This is a genomic window from Shewanella sp. GXUN23E (assembly GCF_050865035.1).
Classification (GTDB): Bacteria; Pseudomonadota; Gammaproteobacteria; order Enterobacterales; family Shewanellaceae; genus Shewanella.
Window position 1 is genome coordinate 1 of record NZ_JBOZWP010000031.1, and the last position, 23504, is coordinate 23504.

The window sequence follows — 23504 nt, forward strand, 5'->3', positions numbered from 1 at the left end:
AATTGGTCGAAGGTTCGAATCCTTCACGACCCACCACTTTCTCTCTGAGGAAGTCCGCAGTCTGATAACAGGTTGCACCACAATATGGGTCGTTAGCTCAGTCGGTAGAGCAGTTGGCTTTTAACCAATTGGTCGAAGGTTCGAATCCTTCACGACCCACCACTCCTTTAAAGCGCTATTCTTATTTCTCATCGTTTCTATGGTTCAATCATCATGACCGAAGTGGTTCAAAATAGAACTCAATGGGTCATCGTTATTCAAATTCTCGTTTAGCCAAGCTTTTTGGGTACCTGTTTTGCCGGTTGTTCAGTTGCCCCGCATGTCGTGAAGTGCTGTCACTATTGAATCACTGCATACTCTGACAGCGATCAATGTCATGCGACTGCGGATGTTACTCTACTGTGATCTTGAACGCATTTTAAATAATGTCGTGCTTATGTTTTATCTCGGGTAGACATTTGTCTTATAGACCTATTGCTAATATTGCTTGCTCTAAAGTTTGGTCATATTCCCCTTAGAAATATACCAATGAGGGGGAGTGACAATGATTAAGCAAGCCAGGCTCGCGGCGATGATTTCATCATTGCTGATGGCAGGTGCGGTAAATGCTGCCAATACCGATTTTACATTCGGTGGTTATATCAAAGCTGATGTGATGTTCAGTGATTACAGTAACGGGGCGCCGGATTCCGGATCTTTATCCCGTCAGTTTTATGTTCCGGGTACAATTTATGGCGACCCAACCAACGGCAAACAAGTGGTTGATTTCCAGGCCCGTGAATCCCGTTTTAACTTTAAGACTGTGACCGACGTCGATGGTCATAAGGTTACCGGGTTTATCGAACTGGACTTTATGACTCATACAGATGGCAACGAGCGGGTCAGTAACAGTTATTCGCCCCGTTTGCGTCAGGCGTATATCAGCTATGACAACTGGCTGGCGGGTCAGACCTGGAGTACCTTCCAGAACCCGGGTGCGCTGCCTGAAAATCTGGACTTTGTGGGTGCTGCCGATGGTACGCCGTTCGTCCGTCAAACCCAGTTGCGTTACACCAATGGGAACTGGCAGTTCTCCATTGAAAACCCGGAAACCACTGTGACCCCCAATGGTGGCGGCGCGCGCATTACCGGTGGGATAGGCTGGGTGCCTGATGTGGTGGCCCGTTACAACTTCAAGACTGATGGCGGCAGCAAGTTCGCGCTTGCCGGTATTGCCCGTCAGTTAGTGCTGGATCAGGATGGTTATGACACCACTGAATTTGGTTATGGTGTCAGCTTTTCCGGTGTGATCCCGGTAGGTAACAAGGATGATTTCAAATTCACCGCTACCTATGGTGATGGGCTGGGACGTTATCTGGCACTGAATTACGTCAATGCGGCGGTATTGAATGCTTCCGGCGATTTGAAAGCCATCAGCTCTTATGCCGGTTTTGCGTCTTATCGTCACTGGTGGAACGACCAATGGCGCAGCAGTTTCACCCTGTCCGGATTCAAGGCTGATAATGATGTTGCCCTGACCGGTGGCGCGGTGAATGAGACGGCCTATTCAGGTTATATCAACCTGCTGTATTCTCCTGTCAAGCCGCTGACAGTGGGAATGGAATATATGTATGCGATGAACGAGCGTCAGGATGGGGTTGATGCTGATCTCAACCGCATTCTGTTCTCCATTAAATACGTACTCTAAGTTGATAACCCTTAGGGTAAATGAAAAACGGAGGCGAAAGCCTCCGTTTTTTATGTGCAATTAGTCCAGCAGATGATTGTCGCGGACAAATTGTTCAAACTCGGTACAGCCACCGACGTGTTCTTTGTCGACAAAAATCTGTGGTACAGTTTCAACCGGTTTGCCTACCGTTTTTTCCAGATCTGCTTTGCTGATCCCTTCGGCATGAATATCCACATACTTGAAGTTAAAATCTTCACGCTTTTCTTTGAGCTGTTCTGATAATTGAACCGCGCGAACACAGTATGGGCAGCCTGGGCGGCCAAAAATAACAACAAACATATTTGCTCCTTTAGGTTGGCATGGCGCATGTTATACCACACCCATACTAAGAAGCATACTCGCGATTCTCAGTCTGATAACGCCCCTGGTAGTCAAAGTACTGTTGTATGATATCCCAGCCTTTTTTACCTTTTTTCAGTAGCATAAGATCCGGGTGCCGGAAGCGGTCGGCCAGGGCAACTACATCTTCCGGTTGTTTGATGGCAGGCAGTTTTAATCCGGGTGTGCGCGAGTGAGAATGAATAAACACCGCGTACAGCGCGCGGATTTGTGCCTGGGTTTCCATTCTGAACTTTTGTATCTGCTGATTGCCCTCGATATCCAGATAAGTTACCTGCAGCATACCGTTGTTGGCACTGAGCAACATATCCTGACAACGAAACAGATGATGATGTTGCTTTTTCAGCACCTGCTGAAGGCGGGTGTCCGGGTCCACCAACGTCGAATCGCACTGCTGGCAGATACGGGCTGCAATATCATTTTCCGCGCCACAATCCGGACAAATCCTGGCCCGGAATCGATAGCTGCACTGGCTATTGTCGCCGCCAACAAGTCCCTGACAACGACGCCCGAAGTGCTCGATAATATCGCCGTCATCATCGGTCAGACCCCAGAATATATTGGCAAAATTGCATTGAGGACAGTGCACCTGTACCGGTACAGATTTGCTGTCAGGCTTGGGCTGGCCGATTTCCGGATAATAAAGATCAAATCCGTTGGCGGCATAGTCGATCACCAGACACTCGGTTTTGTTTGGTGCCAGTCTCAATCCCCGACCGACCATCTGCTGATACAGACTGACAGATTCTGTGGGCCGCAATATGGCGATGAAATCAACATGAGGGGCATCAAAGCCGGTTGTCAGCACGGCAACGTTCACCAGAAATTTGATCTCCCTGGACTTAAACGCCGTGATCAGCCGGTCGCGTTCATCATTGGGGGTGTCTGCGGTGATAAGTGCCACTGACTCGTCCTCCAGCAGGGTCATCACCTCACGGGCATGACGCACTGTGGCGGCAAAGATGATAACCCCCAGGCGATGAGCCGCCAGCTGCCTGATTTGCGTGACGATGGCCTTGGTCGCCCGCCCGCTGTGGGACAGCAGATTGTTAATTTGGGTGTCAGTTAACTGCCCGTGGCTGTCTTTGGTGAGCAGATCAAAGTCGTACTGGGCGGCAAGACCATCAAGCACTTTGGGTTCAGTCAGATAACCGTTTTTTATCAAAGGACGGAGCGGCAATTCGAAAATGCATTTTTCGAACACAGGTTTTTCGGTATTGCCTACACGACCATGGTAGTGATGACGGTAGATCCAGCCAATACCAAGCCGATAAGGGGTTGCTGTCAGCCCCAGAATTTTCAGCTTTGGATTGATGCTTTGCAGATGTGACAACAACTGCTGATACTGGCTGTTGCTTTCGCCACTGACCCGATGACACTCGTCGATGATCACCAGAGAAAAGGGCTGCTGGAATTGTGCTTGCGCTCTGGCCGCTGACTGGATGCTGGCGACCACGGTTTTTTCCTGGCTCTGTTTTTGTCCAAGCCCGGCAGAGTAGATACCTGCCTGCTCGGTCAGCAAGCCGACTTTCTCCGCATTTTGTGCCACCAACTCTTTGACATGGGTGAGCACCAACACCCGTCCCCGGGCGACGCGGGCCAGTTCGGCAATCACCAGGCTCTTGCCGGCGCCGGTGGGCAATACCAGTACGGCGGAGTCACTGGAATGTCGAAAATGGGTGATTGCGGCATCGACTGCCTGCTGTTGATAGTCTCTGAGCTGGATTTTGGTCACTGTGTTTGGGTCACTGCATCAGGCGCTGATTGGTCGGCGGCAAGAGTGTACCACAAGGGGGCTGAAAACGGCCCCGGACAGGGTGGGATAAACCCGGGAGGACTGCATCCCTGTCCAAAGGCCAAAACTTGAAGCATTTGAGGTTTGTATTGTTATGGGATGGCGGGTATCAGCCACATCTCCTGATACCTGCAACCACTTTATCCCATTCCTGTTACCCGCCAATGGTCCATTGGTTGGATTTGCCCAGATTCAGTCTTGGGTCTTACCGATAGCCATGAAAAAGGGGATAACACCTGTTGGTGTTACCCCCTCGGTTGGGAAGTGTCAGGCGAAATGCTGTCAGCTGCGGTTCAGACGGCTCTCAATGAGGACATCAATCACGGCCGGATCGGCGAGGGTTGAAGCATCGCCCAGATTGCTGATCTCGTTGGCGGCGATTTTTCGCAGGAAGCGACGCATGATCTTACCTGAACGGGTCTTGGGCAGTCCGCCGGCAAACTGGATTAGGTCCGGTGTCGCCAGTGCGCCAATTTCCTTGCGTACCCACTGACGCAGTTCCTGACGCAGCTCTTCTGATTGCGCCGCATCCTTGGTCAGGGTGACATAGGCATAAATGCCCTGGCCCTTGATGTCGTGGGGATAGCCTACCACTGCCGCTTCGGCCACCAGATCGTGGGCAACCAGCGCACTTTCGACTTCAGCGGTACCCAGACGGTGACCTGAAACGTTGATCACATCGTCCACCCGACCGGTGATCCAGTAGTAGCCGTCTTCATCACGACGGGCGCCGTCACCGGTAAAATACATGCCTCGGAAGGTTTTGAAGTAGGTCAGCACAAAACGTTCGTGGTCACCGTAAACTGTGCGCATCTGCCCTGGCCAGGAGTCCAGTATCACCAGATTGCCTTCGGTAGCACCTTCCAGAATATTGCCCATGTTGTCGACCAGTGCCGGTTGCACCCCGAAAAAAGGACGGGTTGCGCTGCCGGGCTTGGTGTCAGTGGCACCGGGCAGTGGCGTAATCAGAATGCCACCGGTTTCGGTTTGCCACCAGGTATCAACAATCGGGCATTTGTCGTGGCCTATGACTTCATGGTACCAACGCCATGCCTCAGGGTTGATGGGTTCACCCACAGAGCCCATGATGCGCAGCGAGCTGCCATCAAAATTGGCAAATTGCTCTTTGCCTTCAGCCATTAACGCACGGATAAGTGTCGGTGCCGTATACAGGATATTCACCTTATGACGGTCAATCATCTCACCCAGGCGTGCTGGACTTGGATAGTTGGGGATACCCTCGTGCACCAGAATCGTTGCGCCATTGGCCAGCGGGCCATACACCATGTACGAGTGTCCGGTGATCCAGCCGACGTCGGCAGTACACCAGTAGATTTCACCCTCTTTGTAATCAAATACATATTCATGGGTCATGGAGGCATAGACCATGTAGCCACCGGTGGTGTGCAATACACCTTTGGGATTACCGGTAGAGCCTGAGGTATACAGCAGGAACAGAGGGTCCTCGGCATTCATCTCTTCCGCTACACAGTGCTCAGAAGCGGTGGCTGCTACATCGTGCCACCAGACATCACGACCGGTTTGCCAGTGGATATCGCCACCGGTGCGTTGCAGCACAATGACCCGCTCGACAGTGGTGACATCCGGGTGATTGAGCGCCTGATCGATATTGGCTTTGAGCGGCACAATCCGGCCACCACGAACGCCCTGATCGGCAGTGATCACCACTTTGGACTTGCCATCGATGATACGTGATGCGATGGAGTCAGGAGAAAAACCGCCGAACACTACAGAGTGGACGGCACCGATGCGGGCACAGGCCAGCATGGCAACCGCCGCTTCCGGAACCATGGGCATATACAGGGTGACCACATCACCGCGACGTACTCCCTGGCCTTTCAGGGCATTGGCAAACTGACAGACCTGTCTGTGCAGCTCTGCATAAGTCAGGGTACGCTGCTCACTGGCATCGTCGCCTTCCCAGATGATGGCGGGTTTGTCGCCTTTATCGGCCAAATGTCTGTCCAGACAGTTTACTGAGGCATTGAGGGTACCGTCGTAAAACCATTTGATGTACAGATTGTGATCGTCAAAGGAGGTATCCTTGACCTTGGTAAAAGGTTTCATCCAGTCGATACGCTGGCCATGTTCGCGCCAGAAGCCTTCAGGGTTTACCACCGACTCCTGATACATGCGCTTGTATTTTTCATTGTTGATATGGGCATCGGCAGCGATGGAATCCGATACTTTGTAGAGAGACTGCGTGCTCATGGGTGGCTTCCCTTTCTTTGAAAATAATTACAATGCGTTGGGTGAGTATGCGGGGGAAGCCCTGTGGCCTCCATTAGACCTTGGTATATGTCAAAAAATGCTATAAAGATTAGTGGCTTGAGTGCAGTGCTGGGGCTGGATTAGATTGCTGAAATAACGCACAATAAAACAAAAAATTGGGATATCCATGAATCTGACCCTACTGGTAGCCGTCATCGCCATTGGCTACGTTTTCCTGTTGTTTCTGCTGGCCTGGGGCGCGGAGCGCTACGTTAACCGTATCCGTCCGGGTCTGCAGGTCGCCATCTATGGCCTGAGTCTGGCGGTCTATTGTTCTTCCTGGAGCTTTTTGGGAACTGTTGGCCAATCTTCGACGGATCTCTGGTCCTATCTGCCTATCTTCGTCGGCCCAATCCTGGTGTTTACCCTGGGGTTTGGCATGCTGCGAAAAATGGTGGTGATCTCCAAAAGCCAGAATATCACCTCAGTGGCTGACTTCATTGCGGCCCGTTACGGCAAATCCCAGTTACTGGCGGCACTGGTCACCCTGATTGCACTGTTTGGCATCATGCCTTACATCGCGCTGCAGCTGAAAGCCATGGTGATGGCCGTGGGGCTGTTCGGGCCAACCGGTGACAGTCTGGGCAATGCCAGTCTGCCCCTGCTGATCACTTTTATTCTGGCGGTGTTTGCCATTTTGTTCGGTACCCGCAAGCTCGATGCCACCGAGCACAATCCCGGGATGATGGTGGCGATTGCGTTTGAATCACTGGTAAAGCTGGCGGCGTTTCTACTGGTCGGTGTGGTGATTAGCTTTGGCGTGTTCGATGGTTTCAGTGATATCTGGGCGCAGGCTGACAAGGCCAGTCTGATTAAGGGCGCGGAGCTGAAACTGTCGGTGTTGCTGCCGGAGTTGATCGTCGGTATCGCTGCATTTTTGTGTATGCCAAGACAGTTCCATGTGATGGTGGTGGAGTGCGCAGATGAAAAAATCCTGCGTAAAGGCCGCTGGCTGCTGCCTGTCTATCTGCTGTTATTCGCGCTGTTTGTAGTGCCGCTTGGACAGGCCGGACGCTTGTTGCTGGGAGACAGCGTGCCGCCTGACACCTATGTCATCAATATGCCACTGTTGCTGGACATGCCGGTGGTGGCGGTGATCGCGCTTCTGGGCACCCTATCGGCGGCGACCGGTATGGTGATTGTGGCTGTGGTGACCATCAGCATTATGATCAGCAACGAATGGCTGGTGCCTATGTTGCTGCGTACCGGCAAGATCCGTCGCAAGAATTTCAATCAGTTTGCCCAGTTTTTGCTGAACGCCCGGCGATTGTCGATAGTGATTATTCTGGCGCTGGGATACCTGAGTTTTTTGATATTCGATAACAGTGACTCTCTGTCCCATTTGGGGATGCTGTCGTTCGGTGCGTTTGCTCAGTTGGCTCCGGCATTGGTTGGCGGCCTTTACTGGAAACACGGTAACCGCGGCGGGGTGTATATGGGGCTGCTGGTTGGCTTCGCGCTGTGGTGTTATATCCTCATCCGGGATGTGCTGGCCAGCGACTCATTATTGCCCGATGGCATCATGGTGCTTGAGTCTCTCAATCCCAACGTCAATGACGTGCTGCTGGCTTTGCTGGTGAACAGTCTGTGTTATGTGCTGGGATCTCTGTGGTTCAGGGCCGGTGTGGCAGAGCGTATTCAGGCCAGTCATTTTGTTACTCCCGGAGAGCTTAAAGACTCTGGCAATCGCCGCACCGGCGGGGTAACCCAGCAGGATTTGTTGATCCTGGCCAGCCGGTTTGTATCGCCTGGCCGTGCTTATGAAAGTTTCAGCCGGTTTATGCCTGAAGCCGTTGGTGCTGACAACCGCAGCCGGGTAGCGACGCCACAGCTGGTGGCACACACAGAGCACCTGCTTGCCGGTGTGCTGGGAGCGTCCAGCGCCGCCTTGGTGATGGACTCAGTGCTGCGCGGGCGGGATCTGGCGCTTGATGAAGTGTTCTCCCTGGTGGATGAAGCATCTTCCAAGATTATTCTCAGCCAGGATATGCTGCGCGGCGCCATTGAACATGCCTATGAAGGGATGAGCGTGGTGGACAAGGACCTTAATCTGGTGGCCTGGAATAACCGTTATATTGAGTTGTATCAGTATCCGGAGAACTTTTTACAGCCGGGGATGCCGATTGCGGATGTGATCCGGTTTAACGCCAGACGCGGTTATTGCGGTCGCGGGGATGTGGAAGAGCAGGTTGCCCGGCGGCTTGAACATATGCGCCGTGGCAGTCCTCATGTGTCAGAGCGTCAGCGGGATGATGGCAAAGTCATCAAAATTCAGGGTAATCCGATGCCAGGTGGTGGCTTTGTGATGACCTTTACCGACATCACTCAGTATCGGCTGCAGGAGCAGGCGCTGCGTGAAGCCAACGAAATGCTGGAAACCCGGGTGAAGGAACGGACTTTTGAGCTTGCCAAACTCAACAGTGAGTTGCTTGAGGCCAAGGCGCAGGAAGAAATGGCCAACGCCTCCAAAAGCCGTTTTCTGGCGGCGGTGGGACATGATTTGATGCAGCCGCTGAATGCCGCGCGTCTGTTTACTGCGTCTTTGTCCCAGTATCCCAAATTGGATAATGAGGCTCAGACTACGCTCACTCATATCAACAGTTCGCTGAAAACCGCCGGCGAGTTGCTGACAGATCTGCTGGATATTTCCAAGCTGGACTCCGGGCGGGTTGATGTCAATCTGCGGCAGGTCGCCGTGTCCGAATTGCTTGATGGGCTGGCGGTGGAGTTTGATGCCATGGCAGCAGATTCCGGTATCCGGTTCCGCTATCAACAATGCAGCTCGACCCTGTATACCGATCCTGCGCTGCTGCGCCGTGTATTACAGAACTTTTTGACCAACGCTTATCGCTATGCCAAGGGCGGCAAAGTGCTGCTGGGATGCCGGCGCAGGGACAACGAGCTGGAAATTCAGGTGCTCGACACCGGTTGCGGCATTGATGAGAAGCAAACCCGGGAGATTTTCAAAGAGTTCCGGCGACTGGATAACCCCAGCTCGCGCGCGGTAGGTGGTCTGGGATTGGGGTTGGCGATTGCCGACAGGATCAGCCGGGTGCTGCATCATCCGATAGCCGTCAAGTCAATATTGGGCAAAGGGTCGGTGTTTTCGGTACGGGTACCGCTTGGGGAAAAACTCAGTTACAGCGCGCCGCTGAGTCGACCCGGTAATTTGCAACCCCTGGCGGGGGTTAAGGTGCTGTGTATTGACAACGAGGAGGCGATTCTGGCGGGGCTTGAGAGTTTGCTCAGTCGCTGGCAATGTGAGGTGGTGTGCGCACGGGATCTGGCCGATGCCAGAATCAAATTGGGCCTCAAAGGGGTGGCGCCGGATATCGTGCTGGCGGATTATCATCTGGATGATGGTCAGAACGGCGTTGATGCAATGGATGGGATCCGGGCATTGTATGGGCAACATCTTCCCGGCATTCTGATCACTGCCAACACCCGTAAGGCGCTGGTGGAAGATGTTCAGCAGCGCGGCTACCACTATATGGCGAAAATGGTGAAGCCAGCGGCATTGCGGGCTCTGATGTCCAGTTTGCTGAAAGCCGGATAACCCGGCGAACTATACTCAATAACTGGGCAGCAGGCGACAGGCAATGAGGGAGGCAGAATGATTACCGCGAAACTGTTGGCTGAAAAGTGCTTTGGTGGCTGGATAAAACGCTTCAACCATAATTCTACTGTGCTTAACTGTGAAATGACCTTCAGCATTTTCCTGCCGCCCGCAGCTGCAAAGACTCAGGTGCCGGCAGTATATTGGCTGGGCGACAGCGGCGATGATGATGCCAGCCTGATGCGGATTTATATGGCACAGTTTCACGCCGCCCAACTTGGACTGGCGCTCATCTGCCCGGATGTTCATCCCCGGGGGGAGTATGTGCCGGATCTGACGTCCCGCCTGGGGAAGGAAACGCTTCCGGCCCTGTATCTCAATGCGACATCGGTTCCATGGCAGCGCCATTTCCGCTTGTTTGATTATGTGCAGAGCGAACTGCCCGGCATAGTGGAGTCGCATTTTCCCATCAGCAGTCGCAAATCCATCTGTGGTGTGGGGTGGGGCGCGCACGGCGCCATGGTACTGGCACTGAGTCAGCCGCAGAAATATTCCTGTGTGTCCGGTCTGAATCCCCGCCTGTCAATCGTGGCTGACAGTGTTGAGGCCCGTATGCTGGCCCTGTTGATGGGGGACAATCCCGATGCCATGCGGCAATACGATATAACGGAGTTGCTTGCCTTGAGCCTGACGCAATTACCCGTGCTGTTTCATCAGGTGGAGCAGGGATTGACTTCTGTCATTGCAGCAGGCCAGCGGAGCGTTCTGGATGCGGCTAAAGCCAAGGGATATCCGCTGGAGTTGATCGGCGTTCGGGAATACAGCGTAACGCCGGGGTTTATTGCCAGCTTTATCGGCCAGCATCTTAAATTTCACAGCCTGTATCTGTAACGCCGTGTTCGATTGACCGTCACGTTAAACAGATCGTGACGGTTAACAGTGAGTTACGCTTAACTGATATCGTGTTTTTCCATTTCCAGCTGCTGCAGGGCGATGACTGCCTGAGTTCGGTTGCGAACGCCAAGTTTACGGAAGATGGCCGTGGCATGTGCCTTGATAGTGGCTTCCGATACCCCGAGATCATAGGCAATCTGTTTGTTGAGCAAACCTTCGGCAAACATCTGCAGCACTTTGTATTGCTGAGGCGTCAGCTCTGCCAGCTTGTTGGCCATTTGCTCATGATTGTTGTCATCGATCTCAATCAGCTCGATTCCCTGTGGATACCAGATATCACCATAAAGTACGGCATGCAGTGCCGCGCCAAGGGTTTCCATTGAGGCTGACTTGGGAATAAACCCGGCACTGCCGTAATGCAGTGCCCGGCTGATGGTGCCGGCATCTTCATGGGCGGAAACCACGACCACAGGTAATTCCGGGTAGTGGGCCCGCAGATGGATAAGGGTAGAGTACCCGTGAGAGCCGGGCATTTGCAGATCCAGCAGCACCAAATCATAGTCGGTGTCAGTATCGAGTAACTGTTGCAGTGCATCGGCACAGTCGGCTTCGTACCAGCGGGTGTCCCCAAAGGTAGTCGTCAGCGCCTGCCTCAGGGCATTGCGAAACAGAGGATGATCGTCGGCAATGATAATATTCAGATTTTCCAGCTTCATGGCTTAATAGTGATTTTGGTTGCACGTGAAGATGTCGACAATGTAACAGAAAAGTAATGTGCAATCCTATGTGAATTTCATAAAAATCTTGCCGAATGCGATAGTTAGCGTTTTTAGCTGGCATCAGGACGGTGCGAAATATACTGTTTCATAACCCGAAAATTCCAGATGTTCCGGGCACTCCTAAAAGAAGGCTGCGACTAAAGTATGATGTTTTCGGCGCGGTTTTCTTCGCTCGTTTTTTGCAAAATGTTCCCAAAAAATCGTGCGAAGTGACCGCTGAAAATGAAAAAGCCACCCTGAGGGTGGCTCTTCAATCATCAGATCGGGTTACTTCAGCTTATCGATACGGCTTCTGGACGCTTTGGCCAGCTTGCGCAGTAAAATCTCTGAATCCGCCCAGTGCAGACAGGCGTCGGTAATGCTCTTGCCATATTCCAGTGGCTGCCCTTCAACGACTTTCTGATTGCCTTCTTCAATGAAGCTTTCTGCCATAATACCGGCAATCGTGGTGTCGCCGGTCGCTATCTGTGCCATCACATCATCGGCCACATTCAATTGTTGCTTGTGTTGTTTCTGGCTGTTGCCATGACTGAAGTCCACCACGATGCGCGGGTTAAGCCCCACGTCTTCCAGTTGTGCACGGGTGCGGGCGATATCTTCTGCACTGTAGTTAGGCTGTTTGCCGCCACGCAGAATAATATGGCCGTATGGATTTCCATGGGTGCGATAAACCGCCATGGCACCGTCTTTATCCGGTGAGTAGAAGATATGAGGTACGCGGGATGCGCGCACTGCATCTACGGCGATATTGATATTGCCATCGGTGCCATTCTTGAAGCCCACCGGGCAGGACAGTGCTGACGCCATTTCCCGGTGCACCTGACTTTCTGTGGTGCGGGCACCAATTGCGCCCCAGGTAATGAGATCAGCAATGTACTGACCGTTCACCATATCCAGAAACTCGGTGGCGATAGGCAGTTTCAGCTCAGTGATCTGTTGCAGCAGCTGACGGGCAAGGCGCAGACCTTTGTTGGGGCTGAAAGAACCATCCAGGTCTGGATCGGAGATCAGTCCTTTCCAGCCGACTATGGTGCGTGGTTTTTCAAAATACACCCGCATCAGAATGCACAGATCATCTTTCAGTTCCTGATGCAACTGTGCCAGGCGCTGGGCATAGTCCAGTGCCGCTTTGGTGTCATGGATGGAGCAGGGGCCGATAATGACCAGCAAACGCTGATCTTTGCCCTCAAGGATGGCTTCGACTTCACGACGCTGTTGAACCAGATAATCAGCAGCCTCCTGAGTCAGGGGATATTCGGCTGCCAATTGGGCAGGGGAGATCACTTTACAGAGTAAAGAAGTACGGAGTTCATCGGTTTTAATGGTCATTCACTGTACCGGAGCAATCAATATCAGGCGCTTTTTCGCCAACTTGAGAGGGATTATAACGAATCCAGCCCATGTTCACAGGGGCAAGTGCACTATTATTCGCCATCTGCACAATGATTTTGTTTTAACTTAGAATTTTTGGCAATCACCGGACGATTCCGGTGAATAAACTGCAACAGGCGGAACACGACTGTGTTTGCCCCGCCTGAAACACTGAAATTTTAGAACATATGCCGCTTTAAACCGGCGGTATCAAGGATTTTGGCTGCAATCTCTTCCACGCTGTGATTGGTGGTATCCACAAAGGGGATGCGCTCCTTTTTGTACAGCATTTCCACTTCTTTGACTTCAATCCGGCATTGGCGCATGGAGGAATAGCGGCTGTTCTCCATCCGGGTCTGGCGAATTTCATGCAGGCGGGCAGGATCTATGGTCAACCCAAACAGTTTGTGTTTGTTGCGTCTGAGCGCCTCGGGCAATTTCAGACTGTCCATATCTTCTTCGGTAAAGGGGTAGTTAGCCGCCTTGATACCGAACTGCATGGATAAGTACAGACTGGAAGGGGTTTTGCCGCAGCGGGATACCCCAATCAGGATAATGTCGGCATTGTCCATATGTTTCATGGTCTGGCCGTCATCGTTCTCCATGGCGAAATTAATGGCGTTGATGCGGGTTTCATAACCGGCATTGGCCATGCCATGGGTACGGTGCAGGGCAGGCGTTGCCTTGATCCCCAATTGTTGTTCGAGTGGCGAAACAAAGGTGTTCAGAAAGTCGTAATCAAGGCCTTCACTGGAGTAGATAATGTCCCTGATTTCCGGTTGGACGATGGAATGGAACACCAATGGGCGCTGTCCTGTTGTAATAAAACAATCATTGATCTGCTTTTTAACAGCATTTGCCTTGGCGATTGTTTCTACGAACGGGATGGTAAGTGATTCAAATTCCATTGGAAATTGGGAGAGTACCGCGTGCCCGAACACCTCGGCTGTGATGGCGGTACCGTCGGAAATATAAAATACATGGCGAGTCATTCTGACCTCTTGTAGTAATAAAATTACAAATAAAATTATGCATTTACGCTAACTTTTCGGGAGTGTAGAATGCCGGTGCCCTCGTGTGAAGGGGCCAATGAAATAAAAACTTGCGGAGATAGAACTGTGCAGCAATATGTACTCTGGTATCAGGAATTAGGCATGGGCGACGTCAACATTGTTGGCGGTAAAAACGCTTCTCTGGGTGAGATGATCAGCAATCTCTCCAATGCCGGTGTTCAAGTACCTGGTGGCTTTGCGACAACGTCCCATGCGTTCAATGAGTTTTTGGAACAAAGTGGACTTAACCAGAAAATTTACGAGACGCTTGACAGCCTGGATGTAGATGATGTCAACGCACTCGCCAAGGCCGGTGCACAGATCAGACAATGGGTTATCGATACCCCTTTCCAGAGCGAATTAGAAAAGGCCGTTCACGAAGCCTACGACAAGCTGTCCTCTGAAACCCTCGACGCTTCCTTCGCTGTTCGTTCATCCGCGACTGCAGAAGATATGCCGGATGCCTCTTTTGCCGGCCAGCAGGAAACCTTCCTGAACGTGAAAGGCTACGATGCTGTTATCGTTGCCATCAAACACGTATTTGCCTCTCTGTTTAACGACCGTGCTATCTCTTACCGGGTACACCAGGGTTATGACCACCGTGGTGTGGCTCTGTCTGCCGGTATCCAGCGCATGGTGCGTTCCGACAAAGCCGCCTCAGGTGTGATGTTCACCATCGACACTGAATCCGGTAACGATGATGTGGTATTTGTAACCTCGTCATTCGGTCTGGGTGAAATGGTGGTACAGGGCGCAGTAAACCCTGACGAATTTTATGTTCACAAGCCAACCCTGACTGCAGGCCACAAGGCTGTGGTACGCCGCAACATCGGCAGCAAGCTGATCCAGATGGTGTACTCAGACGATGCCTCTCACGGTAAGCAGGTGAAAATTGAAGATGTAGACGCGCAGCAGCGCCGCACTTTCTCCATCTCTGATGAAGAGGTGATGGAACTGGCCAAGCAGGCGATGATCATCGAGAAGCATTACGGCCGTCCAATGGACATCGAATGGGCGAAAGATGGCAATGATGGCCGTCTGTACATTGTTCAGGCTCGTCCTGAAACGGTACGTTCCCGTGAAGATGTGCAGCTGATTGAGCGCTATCACCTCAAGAGTGCCAAGACTGAAGTGGTCTCTGAAGGTCGCGCCATCGGTCACAAGATTGGCTCAGGTGTTGCCAAGGTACTGAACTCCATCGACGAGATGGATAAGATCCAGCCAGGCGACGTACTGGTGACTGACATGACTGACCCTGATTGGGAACCTATCATGAAGCGCGCCAGCGCCATTGTGACCAACCGTGGTGGCCGTACCTGTCACGCCGCGATTATCGCCCGTGAACTGGGTGTACCAGCGGTAGTGGGTTGTGGTGACGTGACTGACCGTATCCAGAATGGTCAGGTAGTGACTGTATCTTGCGCCGAAGGCGACACCGGCTACATCTATGATGGCAAGCTGGACTTCGAAGTGGTGTCCAGTCGCGTGGACTCCATGCCTGAGCTGCCGATGAAAATCATGATGAACGTCGGTAACCCTGACCGTGCATTCGACTTTGCCCGTCTGCCAAACGAAGGTGTGGGTCTGGCCCGTCTGGAGTTCATCATCAACCGCATGATCGGTATTCACCCTAAAGCCCTGCTGGAATTTGATCAGCAAACCCCAGCGCTGCAGGAAGAGATCATCGAGATGATCGCCGGTTATGCTTCTCCGGTTGAATACTATGTGGCCCGTCTGGTTGAAGGTATCGCCTCCATTGCAGCGGCCTTCCATCCGAAGAAGGTGATTGTGCGTATGTCTGACTTCAAGTCAAACGAGTACGCCAACCTGGTGGGTGGTGACCGCTACGAGCCAGAGGAAGAGAACCCAATGCTGGGCTTCCGCGGTGCCAGCCGTTACATCTCCGAGTCCTTCCGTGATTGTTTCGCGCTGGAATGTGAAGCCATCAAGCGTGTTCGCAACGATATGGGTCTGAAGAATGTGGAAATCATGATCCCATTCGTGCGTACTCTGTCTGAAGCTGAGCAGGTGATTGGTCTGCTGAAAGAGCAGGGGCTGGAGCGTGGTAAAGATGGTCTGCGCGTTATCATGATGTGCGAACTGCCATCCAACGCCCTGCTGGCGGATCAGTTCCTGGAGTATTTCGATGGTTTCTCCATCGGCTCCAACGACCTGACTCAGCTGACGCTGGGTCTGGACCGTGACTCCGGCATCATCAGCCACCTGTTTGATGAGCGCAACGAAGCGGTGAAAGTGCTGCTGGCCATGGCCATCAAGGCGGCCAAGGCCAAAGGTGCCTATGTTGGTATCTGTGGTCAGGGTCCTTCCGACCATGCTGATTTCGCGGCCTGGCTGGTAGAGCAGGGCATCGACACTGTATCCCTGAACCCGGATACCGTGATTGATACCTGGCTGTATCTGGCTGACGCTCACGCGTAATCCGCAGGGCTCTGCTGAATTGAAAAAACCGCCTTCGGGCGGTTTTTTGTTTTTTAACGTGTTATTGGATATGAGATTTCTTTGCGATTCGTCGCTTTGAAGTCTCATTCCTGACATATTGACTGTCTGGTACTGACTGTCTGATATTGGCTACTGGCACAGGGATTGTCAGCTCTACCGCAGCCGGCGTGACGCAGATTCAGCGATGCTTCAGGCGTGACCGGCCCAAATCAGTGTGCCACTGCAGACCGGCGACGCCAGGTTAGCCTTACTGTTGGGATGGATACCCCCGGGCCAGTTTGCGGGCAAGATCAGTGATCAGCTTATCGCTTGCCGTAGACAGTGCATCAACCAGCGCGCTATAGCCTTCGCTGGCCAGTGGCTCGCGATAGCTGAACGGGTGGGAGTCAAGCAATCGACCATCAGCGCCAATCAGGCTCCACTCACCACTTAATATGGCCTCGCCCCGGTAGTCACCATTGAAAGCCTGCACATCCACCAGCAATGTGGGCGCCTGTGTGGTCGCCAGCTCTGGCATATTGGTCACGGGCCAGTAGTGCTGCTGAGATGCGCGCAAGCCGGTAACAATGCGATTGGTCAATTGGCTGTCGGGACTTTGCGCCCACAGATTCTGCTTGGCGACCACAGCTTCGTTATCACTGGTCTTATACAGGATCCCCCCCTGAGTGAGCAGGCTGTCCATGGTTACCGGCGCCATGATAAGCAAGGGTTTTCCCGCCACATAAGCTGTGGCAACCGTGTCCGCCTGCGGTTTCAGCAGATAGTACTGGGTTGGCTGCGGCGCCGATGAACATGCGGTCAGTAACAGAGTCAGTAATACAGATGCCGGGTATTTCATGGCTGGTTTCCTTTCACCGGTAACGGATCTTGTGTGCCCTGAGTGCCAAATATCAGGGCATCGGGCTGATCATTTAATGTTTTGAGCAGGGGGTCCAGTTGTCCCAGTGCTTTGTTAACCCTGAGCAGTGCCTGCTCTATCTCGTGGTAATTGCCTGAGCCGGGACTATAGCCTTTGAGTACAGCCTGCAGCTGTTGCAAGGTTTCACTCAGCATTTGAGGCAGTTGCGCGGTATCTTTGTCGGTCAGCAATTCATCAACCCGGCTGAGGGTTTGCTGCAACTGCTCGCCTGCACCACCAAACTGACTCAGGGTGTGATTCAGCTGCTCAACGGTTTTGTCGATGGGCAGTTTTTCGATTTTCGACAGGATGTTCTCCAGTTGCTGCTGCAGCTGCACAAATTCACCCTCAATCGTCGGGAAAACCGGATAGTCATGGAAACGCTGTCGGCTGTCTGTCGGCTGCTTATCAACTTCATCAGGGTAATAATTGATATCTACATAGAGCGCGCCGGACAACAGATTGCCGGTTTTCAGCGTCGCTCTGAGTCCGTTTTTGAAAGCACTGGCGAAGTTCTCTTCCATCTGGGTAACGGTTTGACGGGAGGACACAAGATGATAGATACGCTCCAGCTCTATGTTCACCAGTACCGGGATTTCCATTTTGGCGACCGAATTTACGCCGACCATCGCCAGAGGAACCTGGGCGACTGTGCCTATGCGGATACCGCGATACTCAACCGGCGCGCCGGGTTGCAGGCCGCGGATGGAGTCGTTGAATAACATGACGTAAGGAATGATTTTTTCATACATCTGCGAGCGCACTTCTTGCAGATTGTCGTACAGACGAAACTCAGGTGGCTGGCCGGTGATCGCTTCTCCCTCCGGCGAGCCTTTGGGAACAGCAAAAGTGACGCCGCCTGAAAGCAGAGTTTCCAACGACGCAACCTGAACATTGAATCCCTGGGTATTGAGGGTGATGTCCATGCCTGAGTTCAGCCAGAAACGGGTGCGGGTGCGCAGCAACTTGTCATAGGGCTGAAAGATGAACAGTTGATAGCTGGCCTGACGGCTGTCGACATCAAAACCAACTTTCTCCACCCGTCCGACGACAAAGCCTTCGAACATCACTGGTTCACCCACCGCCAGTTTACCTGCTTCATTGGCTGTCAGCATGACTCTGGTGCCTTTGGCATCCGGGCCGGCAACCGGCGGATTACTGAGCATGACAAACTCACTGCGTTTTTGATCTGAATCGCCGGGACGAAGTTCAATGTAGGGACCAGAGAGCAGGGTTTCCAATCCGGATACACCTTCAGTACCGATTCGGGGTTTAACCAGCCAGAACTCGCTGTTTTCGCGAAGCATGCGCTCAGTGCCATTGTCCATTCTGGCGGTCAGCTCGATTTGCCGGTAATCCTTACTCAGCTTGACCTGTGTGATGATGCCGACTTTTACACTGCGGGCTTTTATCAGGGTTTTACCCGGTTCAATTCCTTCTGCGGTCTGTACCGTCAGATGAATTTCCGGTCCTTGCTCGGTCATATACTGGTAGACCATCCAACCGGCGGCGATCAGTGACACGATGGGAATGATCCACACCGCAGAAAATCGTCTGGAAACAGTTACTCTGGCGGTTGATTGGGGATTATCCATGCTGTTCTCTCTGTGGATTGGAATAGGCTGCGTCTGAATGCGCGATGGCGGTCGTCTCAGACAATTGCCACAGTATTCTTGGGTCAAATCTGTGGGTGGCGATGAGGGTGAAGACAACGACCAGCGCAAAATAGAAAACGGCGCTGCCGGGGGTCACCCGCATCAGCTCGCCAAACTGCACCAGTGCGGTGAGAATGGCGACGACAAATACATCAATCATCGACCAACGGCCGATAAGTTCGATAAACCGGTACAGCTTGAGTTTCTCCAGCGCACTGTGCTCGCTCTGTGGCATTAGCTTGTGTTGAGACCAGAGCAGGTGTGCAAGGATCAACATTTTGGTCAGGGGCAGAATGATACTGGCGGTCAGGATCACCAGCGCAATCGGGTAAGAACCCATTTTCCACAACATAATGACGCCATCCATGATGGTGGACCCGTCACTGTCACCAAAGCTGGTGGTGAACATCATGGGATAGAGATTCGCCGGGAAATAGAAAATTAATGAGGTCAGCAGCAGGGCTGCACTAATATGAATGCTTTTCCGGGGATTGAACTCATGCAGTCTGCAGTTGCAACGGCGGCAGCGACAATGGGTATGTCCGGCTGTCAGTGGGTTTATCTGACCACACAGGTGACAAACCAGATGATTGCCGGTCAGGTGTGTGTCACCCGGGCGCACATCACCTGTGTCCACTGGTGCAAACAGCCGGCTGCACAGCCAGGTTCTGTCGACGGTGCGGCTGCTTTTGACCAGCAGCAGGGTAAACAGCAGGTACGTCCAGAACGCAATACCCACATCGATATCGGTCATGGAGGCCATTTTAATGATACTAACCAGCACCCCGATAAAGAAAATATCGGCCAGCAGCCAGGGCTCAAAGCCAAACACAAAGCGATAAATGAACTTTATCGCAGGACGGTTTCCGGCCGGAGAACTTACACGGCGGCGGGTTGCCAGGAAAAACAGCAGAATTAATCCACACAGATACAGCACCGGCAGCAGGACGATGGTGATCACCAGCAGCGAGGCCACGCCGCCGTTGTTGAAGTAGTAAAACACGCTCAATGCATCCAGCAGCACAATTTTCTGATGGATGTCCTGAACGCTGATTTCCATAAACGGGAAAAAGCAACTGACGGCCAATAAAATCAGCGCCGCGGTACTGTAGGCAAATACTTTATTGCGGCAGTCCGGTACACAGGAGGTCAGCGTATGATCACATCGCGGACAGGAGGCGGTCTGACCCGGTTGTAGTTCGGGGACCCGGGTCACCATGCCGCATTCGGCGCAGGCGGCCAGAGTCTGAGTATGATTCGTCATAAAAATGAGGTTTCAGGACGGTCTGTGGATTATAAAGATATCGCACTTTTTCCGGCAAATCCGGATTGTGACCAAAATGCAGATTTTTTACAGGGGTATTCGCTGTTGCAGTGGAAATAACCGGTTAATTTTACCGGACATCTCCCACGTAACCCGCGCCGATGCGGGGTTGAAGAGGACCTCCAACTGGCGTGTTAAGGCAAGAGCAAGACCATGAATTATTTGGTTAAACTTCATTAATCCTGGGACAATCCTGATCACATAACCGGCATTCAACCCTGATGGCTGCTATTGCCATGACGGGATAACACTGCCAATCTAATGCTGTTATCATAATCAACATTATTACAACGAATTAGAAGTAGAGCTGCCGAACCTATGTTGCCCCGTCTTTCCCCTCAACAAATGTTGGAGCCCGTTTATCTGGCCTTTCTGGATGCCCTGGCATCGACGGCGTTTTGCGGTGATGTCGATACCCGTTACAGCGCAAGACTGGCGCAGGCCACCGACAACTCTGTGTATCAGTTTTTACCTCAGGCTGTGCTGTATCCCAAAAGCGTGACGGATATTCAAACTGTACTCAAGCTGGCATGTAAACCTGAATTTGCCGGAGTTTGTTTCTCGCCTAGAGGCGGTGGCACCGGGACCAATGGACAGTCACTGACCCATGGCTTGGTACTGGATTTGTCCCGTCATATGAACCGGGTGCTTGAGGTCAATCCGGCGGAAGGCTGGGTCAGAGTTGAGGCCGGGGTGGTAAAAGATCAGCTCAATGATGCGTTGCGGCCACACGGTTTCTTTTTCAGCCCTGACTTGTCCACATCCAACCGGGCAACCCTGGGAGGGATGATCAATACCGATGCCTCCGGCGCAGGCTCACTGGTATATGGCAAAACCTCTGATCATGTACTTGAGCTTAAATCGGTGCTGGTGGATGGCGCTGTACTGGATACCCGTCCCTGGTCCCATGAAGAGCTGCACCACCTGCAGGCTCTGTCCAGCAGCGAGCTGGGTCAGCAGCTGATCACTGACATCGCCCGTGCGACCCTGGATAATCGTCAGTTAATCGAAACCCGATTCCCGCAGTTGAATCGTTTTCTCACCGGGTACGATCTGCGGCATGCCTGGGATGATGGGCTGACTAATTTTGATTTATCGCGCATTCTGGCCGGCTCTGAGGGGACGCTGGCGGTTATTGCTGAAGCCAAATTGAACATTACGCGCTTGCCCGCCTGCCGGGCGATGGTGAACATCAAATATGATTCTTTCGAATCGGCGCTGCGTCATGCGCCGGCATTGGTCAGTGCCAATGCCACTGTGGTGGAAACCATCGACTCCAAAGTGCTGAATCTGGCCCGGGAAGATATCATCTGGCATTCGGTGTCATCGCTTATCGAGGAGGTGCCAGGCAAAACCATCATGGGCTTGAATATGGTGGAATTCGCCGGTGATGAGCTGGATGTCATGGATCGAATGGCGCAGCTGCTGTCCCAGCTGGAGGCTGATGTTGAAATACAGCGGCACGGCGTTGTGGGCTTTCAGATGACCCGTGATGCTGCCAGTATTGAGCGAATTTACGCCATGCGCAAAAAGGCCGTGGGCTTGCTTGGTGCGACCAAGGGCAGTCGTAAACCCATCGCATTTGCCGAGGATACCGCGGTTCCACCTGAGCATCTGGCGGACTTCATCATGGAGTTTCGCGCGCTGCTGGATGCCAAACAATTACAATATGGCATGTTCGGACATGTGGATGCCGGCGTGCTGCATGTCCGGCCGGCGCTGGATATGTGCGATCCAGCCGATGAGAAACTACTGCGCACCCTGTCTGATGAGGTTGCCGCGCTGACCCGTAAATATGGTGGTTTGATGTGGGGGGAGCACGGCAAGGGAGTTCGTGGTGAATACGCGCCGGCAGTGTTTGGCCAGGAGCTGTACGGCGTGCTTAAAGACATCAAAACCTGGTTTGATCCGGACAATAAACTTAATCCGGGCAAGCTGGTTGCGCCCCATGGCCATGATCTTTGCTACAACGTGGACAGTGTCAAGCGCGGTGCCTTTGACCGGCAGATCCCCATCACTGTACGCGAAGCTTTCCCGGACGTGATGAATTGCAACGGTAATGGACTGTGTTTTAACTACAGCCACTACTCTCCCATGTGTCCGTCTTTCAAGGTGACCGGAGACAGGGTGCAGTCGCCCAAAGGTCGCGCAGGCCTGATGCGTGAATGGTTACGGTTGCTGGAGAATGAGGGCGTTGACCCTCTGGCATTGGCCGCCCAGAAACCACAGAGCTGGTTAATGCGGATGCGCAACAGCTATCACGCCAGGAGAGAGGATGACTTCTCCCATGAGGTAATGGAATCTTTAAAAGGGTGTCTTGCCTGTAAAGCTTGCAGTGGCCAGTGTCCGGTCAAAGTTGATGTGCCCAAATTCAGGGCGCAGTTTTATCAGGCGTATTACCAGCGCTATATGCGACCGCTCAAAGATTATCTGGTGGCAGGACTGGAAAGTTCGTTACCGCTGATGGCCAGAATGCCGAAAGCGACCAACGCCGTAAGTGGCAATCGCTTCAGTCGCTGGGTGATGAAGCAGGCACTTGGTTATGTTGATGCTCCCTTGTTGTCGGTCCCGACGCTCAGGCAAAGGCTGGAAAATCACCCTTGTCTTGGTTATGAGTTGCAGGATTTACAGCGCATTCCTGATCCTCACAAAGACCAGTACGTACTGATAGTGCAGGATCCCTTCAACAGCTTTTACGATGCGCAGTCTGTTTTTGCGTTGGTGCAATTGGTTGAGATGCTGGGGAAAAAACCTGTGTTGTTGCCTTTTAGCCCGAATGGAAAGCCTGCCCATATAAAAGGTTTTATCAATAAATTTGCCACCCAGGCCCAAAGCAGCGCAGCCATGCTGAACCAGTTGGCAGCGTTGGGGATGCCGATGATGGGGTTGGACCCTGCGCTGGTGCTGGTATATCGGGATGAATACCGGCAAATTCTGGGCGAGCAGCGCGGCGATTTTAACGTATTGCTGGTCAATGAATGGTTGCTGGACATTCTTTCTGAGCAGGAAGCCAGAGCCGCGTCCGGTAAGATTTACACCTGGCTGAGCCATTGCACTGAATCAACGGCAAAACCGGCGACCGGCGCTCAATGGCAGAAGATATTCAGTTATCTGGGCGCAGAGCTCAAGACACTGAATCTGGGGTGTTGTGGCATGGCTGGCACTTACGGACATGAGCTTGAAAATCTCGAGCGTTCAAAAGCGCTGTACAGGATGTCGTGGCAAGATCAGCTTGCAGATTTGCCGCAGGAGCAAGTGCTGGTTTCAGGTTATTCCTGTCGCAGTCAGGTAAAGCGCTTGTCTCATTTCCGGCCAAGACATCCTGTTGAAGCCCTGCTTGAAATATTGAAGTCTGCCTGA

General features: G+C 52.6%; 14 protein-coding genes and 1 tRNA gene. 6 read left to right on the forward strand and 9 right to left on the reverse strand.

What is annotated here, in order from left to right:
* Positions 1 to 86 precede the first annotated feature (86 nt).
* Together ACRRUX_RS19580 and ACRRUX_RS19585 are read left to right on the forward strand one after the other, a co-directional pair.
* Positions 87 to 162: transfer RNA gene (locus ACRRUX_RS19580), tRNA-Lys, on the forward strand.
* Between the two features lie 385 nt (positions 163 to 547).
* A complete protein-coding gene (locus ACRRUX_RS19585) occupies positions 548 to 1687 on the forward strand; it encodes a DcaP family trimeric outer membrane transporter (RefSeq protein ID WP_432533842.1) in 1140 nt (379 codons plus the stop codon).
* A gap of 60 nt (positions 1688 to 1747) precedes the next feature.
* On the opposite strand, the gene ACRRUX_RS19590 is transcribed toward ACRRUX_RS19585, so the two are convergent.
* The 3 genes from ACRRUX_RS19590 to acs all read right to left on the reverse strand — a co-directional run bounded on the left by ACRRUX_RS19590 (position 1748) and on the right by acs (position 6095).
* Positions 1748 to 2008, reverse strand: coding sequence for a GrxA family glutaredoxin (locus ACRRUX_RS19590; protein ID WP_432533764.1), 261 nt, complete (start codon positions 2006 to 2008; stop codon positions 1748 to 1750).
* A gap of 46 nt (positions 2009 to 2054) precedes the next feature.
* On the reverse strand, positions 2055 to 3794 hold the full coding sequence (locus tag ACRRUX_RS19595; RefSeq protein WP_432533844.1) for a DEAD/DEAH box helicase family protein: 1740 nt from the start codon (positions 3792 to 3794) through the stop codon (positions 2055 to 2057).
* A 351-nt stretch (positions 3795 to 4145) separates the two neighbouring features.
* Positions 4146 to 6095 (reverse strand): acetate--CoA ligase, encoded by a 1950-nt coding sequence (acs, locus tag ACRRUX_RS19600; RefSeq protein WP_432533766.1) that lies wholly within the window; start codon positions 6093 to 6095, stop codon positions 4146 to 4148.
* Between the two features lie 187 nt (positions 6096 to 6282).
* Between acs and ACRRUX_RS19605 the strand changes: the two genes are divergently transcribed.
* Both ACRRUX_RS19605 and ACRRUX_RS19610 read left to right on the forward strand, forming a co-directional pair.
* The gene (locus ACRRUX_RS19605) at positions 6283 to 9711 is read left to right on the forward strand and encodes a hybrid sensor histidine kinase/response regulator (protein WP_432533768.1); all 3429 of its coding nucleotides are present in this window, start codon (positions 6283 to 6285) and stop codon (positions 9709 to 9711) included.
* Between the two features lie 57 nt (positions 9712 to 9768).
* A complete protein-coding gene (locus tag ACRRUX_RS19610) occupies positions 9769 to 10602 on the forward strand; it encodes an alpha/beta hydrolase-fold protein (protein WP_432533770.1) in 834 nt (277 codons plus the stop codon).
* Between the two features lie 59 nt (positions 10603 to 10661).
* Here ACRRUX_RS19610 and ACRRUX_RS19615 read toward each other — a convergent pair whose 3' ends face one another.
* The 3 genes from ACRRUX_RS19615 to ppsR form a co-directional block, all read right to left on the reverse strand.
* Complete coding sequence (locus ACRRUX_RS19615; protein WP_432533772.1) at positions 10662 to 11321, reverse strand: response regulator transcription factor; 660 nt, start codon at positions 11319 to 11321, stop codon at positions 10662 to 10664.
* Positions 11322 to 11651: 330 nt separating this feature from the next.
* Positions 11652 to 12713: a 3-deoxy-7-phosphoheptulonate synthase gene (locus tag ACRRUX_RS19620; protein ID WP_432533774.1), complete on the reverse strand. Its 1062-nt coding sequence runs from the start codon at positions 12711 to 12713 to the stop codon at positions 11652 to 11654.
* Positions 12714 to 12934: 221 nt separating this feature from the next.
* Positions 12935 to 13747 (reverse strand): posphoenolpyruvate synthetase regulatory kinase/phosphorylase PpsR, encoded by an 813-nt coding sequence (ppsR, locus tag ACRRUX_RS19625; RefSeq protein WP_432533776.1) that lies wholly within the window; start codon positions 13745 to 13747, stop codon positions 12935 to 12937.
* 126 nt (positions 13748 to 13873) lie between these two features.
* Between ppsR and ppsA the strand changes: the two genes are divergently transcribed.
* Positions 13874 to 16246 (forward strand): phosphoenolpyruvate synthase, encoded by a 2373-nt coding sequence (ppsA, locus tag ACRRUX_RS19630; protein ID WP_432533778.1) that lies wholly within the window; start codon positions 13874 to 13876, stop codon positions 16244 to 16246.
* 268 nt (positions 16247 to 16514) lie between these two features.
* Here the strand turns inward: ppsA and ACRRUX_RS19635 are convergent, their stop codons facing one another.
* From ACRRUX_RS19635 to ACRRUX_RS19645, 3 genes are read right to left on the reverse strand one after another with little or no spacing between them, the layout of a single operon-like run.
* Complete coding sequence (locus ACRRUX_RS19635) at positions 16515 to 17105, reverse strand: PqiC family protein (RefSeq protein WP_432533780.1); 591 nt, start codon at positions 17103 to 17105, stop codon at positions 16515 to 16517.
* Positions 17102 to 18760, reverse strand: coding sequence for an intermembrane transport protein PqiB (pqiB, locus tag ACRRUX_RS19640; RefSeq protein ID WP_432533782.1), 1659 nt, complete (start codon positions 18758 to 18760; stop codon positions 17102 to 17104). Before pqiB ends, ACRRUX_RS19635 begins: the two co-directional genes overlap by 4 nt.
* Positions 18753 to 20084: a PqiA/YebS family transporter subunit gene (locus ACRRUX_RS19645; protein WP_432533784.1), complete on the reverse strand. Its 1332-nt coding sequence runs from the start codon at positions 20082 to 20084 to the stop codon at positions 18753 to 18755. The genes pqiB and ACRRUX_RS19645 overlap by 8 nt, the downstream gene beginning before the upstream one ends.
* A 378-nt stretch (positions 20085 to 20462) precedes the next feature.
* Between ACRRUX_RS19645 and ydiJ the strand changes: the two genes are divergently transcribed.
* Positions 20463 to 23504 carry a D-2-hydroxyglutarate dehydrogenase YdiJ gene (ydiJ, locus tag ACRRUX_RS19650; protein ID WP_432533786.1) on the forward strand — a complete coding sequence of 1014 codons (3042 nt, stop codon included), beginning with the start codon at positions 20463 to 20465 and terminating at the stop codon, positions 23502 to 23504.

Coding starts and splice junctions, on each gene's coding strand:
- ACRRUX_RS19590 (WP_432533764.1), bottom strand. CDS start 2,008: ATGTTTGTTGTTATTTTTGGCCGCCCAGGCTGCCCATACTGTGTTCGC.
- ACRRUX_RS19605 (WP_432533768.1), top strand. CDS start 6,283: ATGAATCTGACCCTACTGGTAGCCGTCATCGCCATTGGCTACGTTTTC.
- ACRRUX_RS19615 (WP_432533772.1), bottom strand. CDS start 11,321: ATGAAGCTGGAAAATCTGAATATTATCATTGCCGACGATCATCCTCTG.
- ACRRUX_RS19620 (WP_432533774.1), bottom strand. CDS start 12,713: ATGACCATTAAAACCGATGAACTCCGTACTTCTTTACTCTGTAAAGTG.
- ACRRUX_RS19645 (WP_432533784.1), bottom strand. CDS start 20,084: ATGACGAATCATACTCAGACTCTGGCCGCCTGCGCCGAATGCGGCATG.
- pqiB (WP_432533782.1), bottom strand. CDS start 18,760: ATGGATAATCCCCAATCAACCGCCAGAGTAACTGTTTCCAGACGATTT.
- ACRRUX_RS19635 (WP_432533780.1), bottom strand. CDS start 17,105: ATGAAATACCCGGCATCTGTATTACTGACTCTGTTACTGACCGCATGT.
- ppsR (WP_432533776.1), bottom strand. CDS start 13,747: ATGACTCGCCATGTATTTTATATTTCCGACGGTACCGCCATCACAGCC.
- ydiJ (WP_432533786.1), top strand. CDS start 20,463: ATGTTGCCCCGTCTTTCCCCTCAACAAATGTTGGAGCCCGTTTATCTG.
- ACRRUX_RS19610 (WP_432533770.1), top strand. CDS start 9,769: ATGATTACCGCGAAACTGTTGGCTGAAAAGTGCTTTGGTGGCTGGATA.
- acs (WP_432533766.1), bottom strand. CDS start 6,095: ATGAGCACGCAGTCTCTCTACAAAGTATCGGATTCCATCGCTGCCGAT.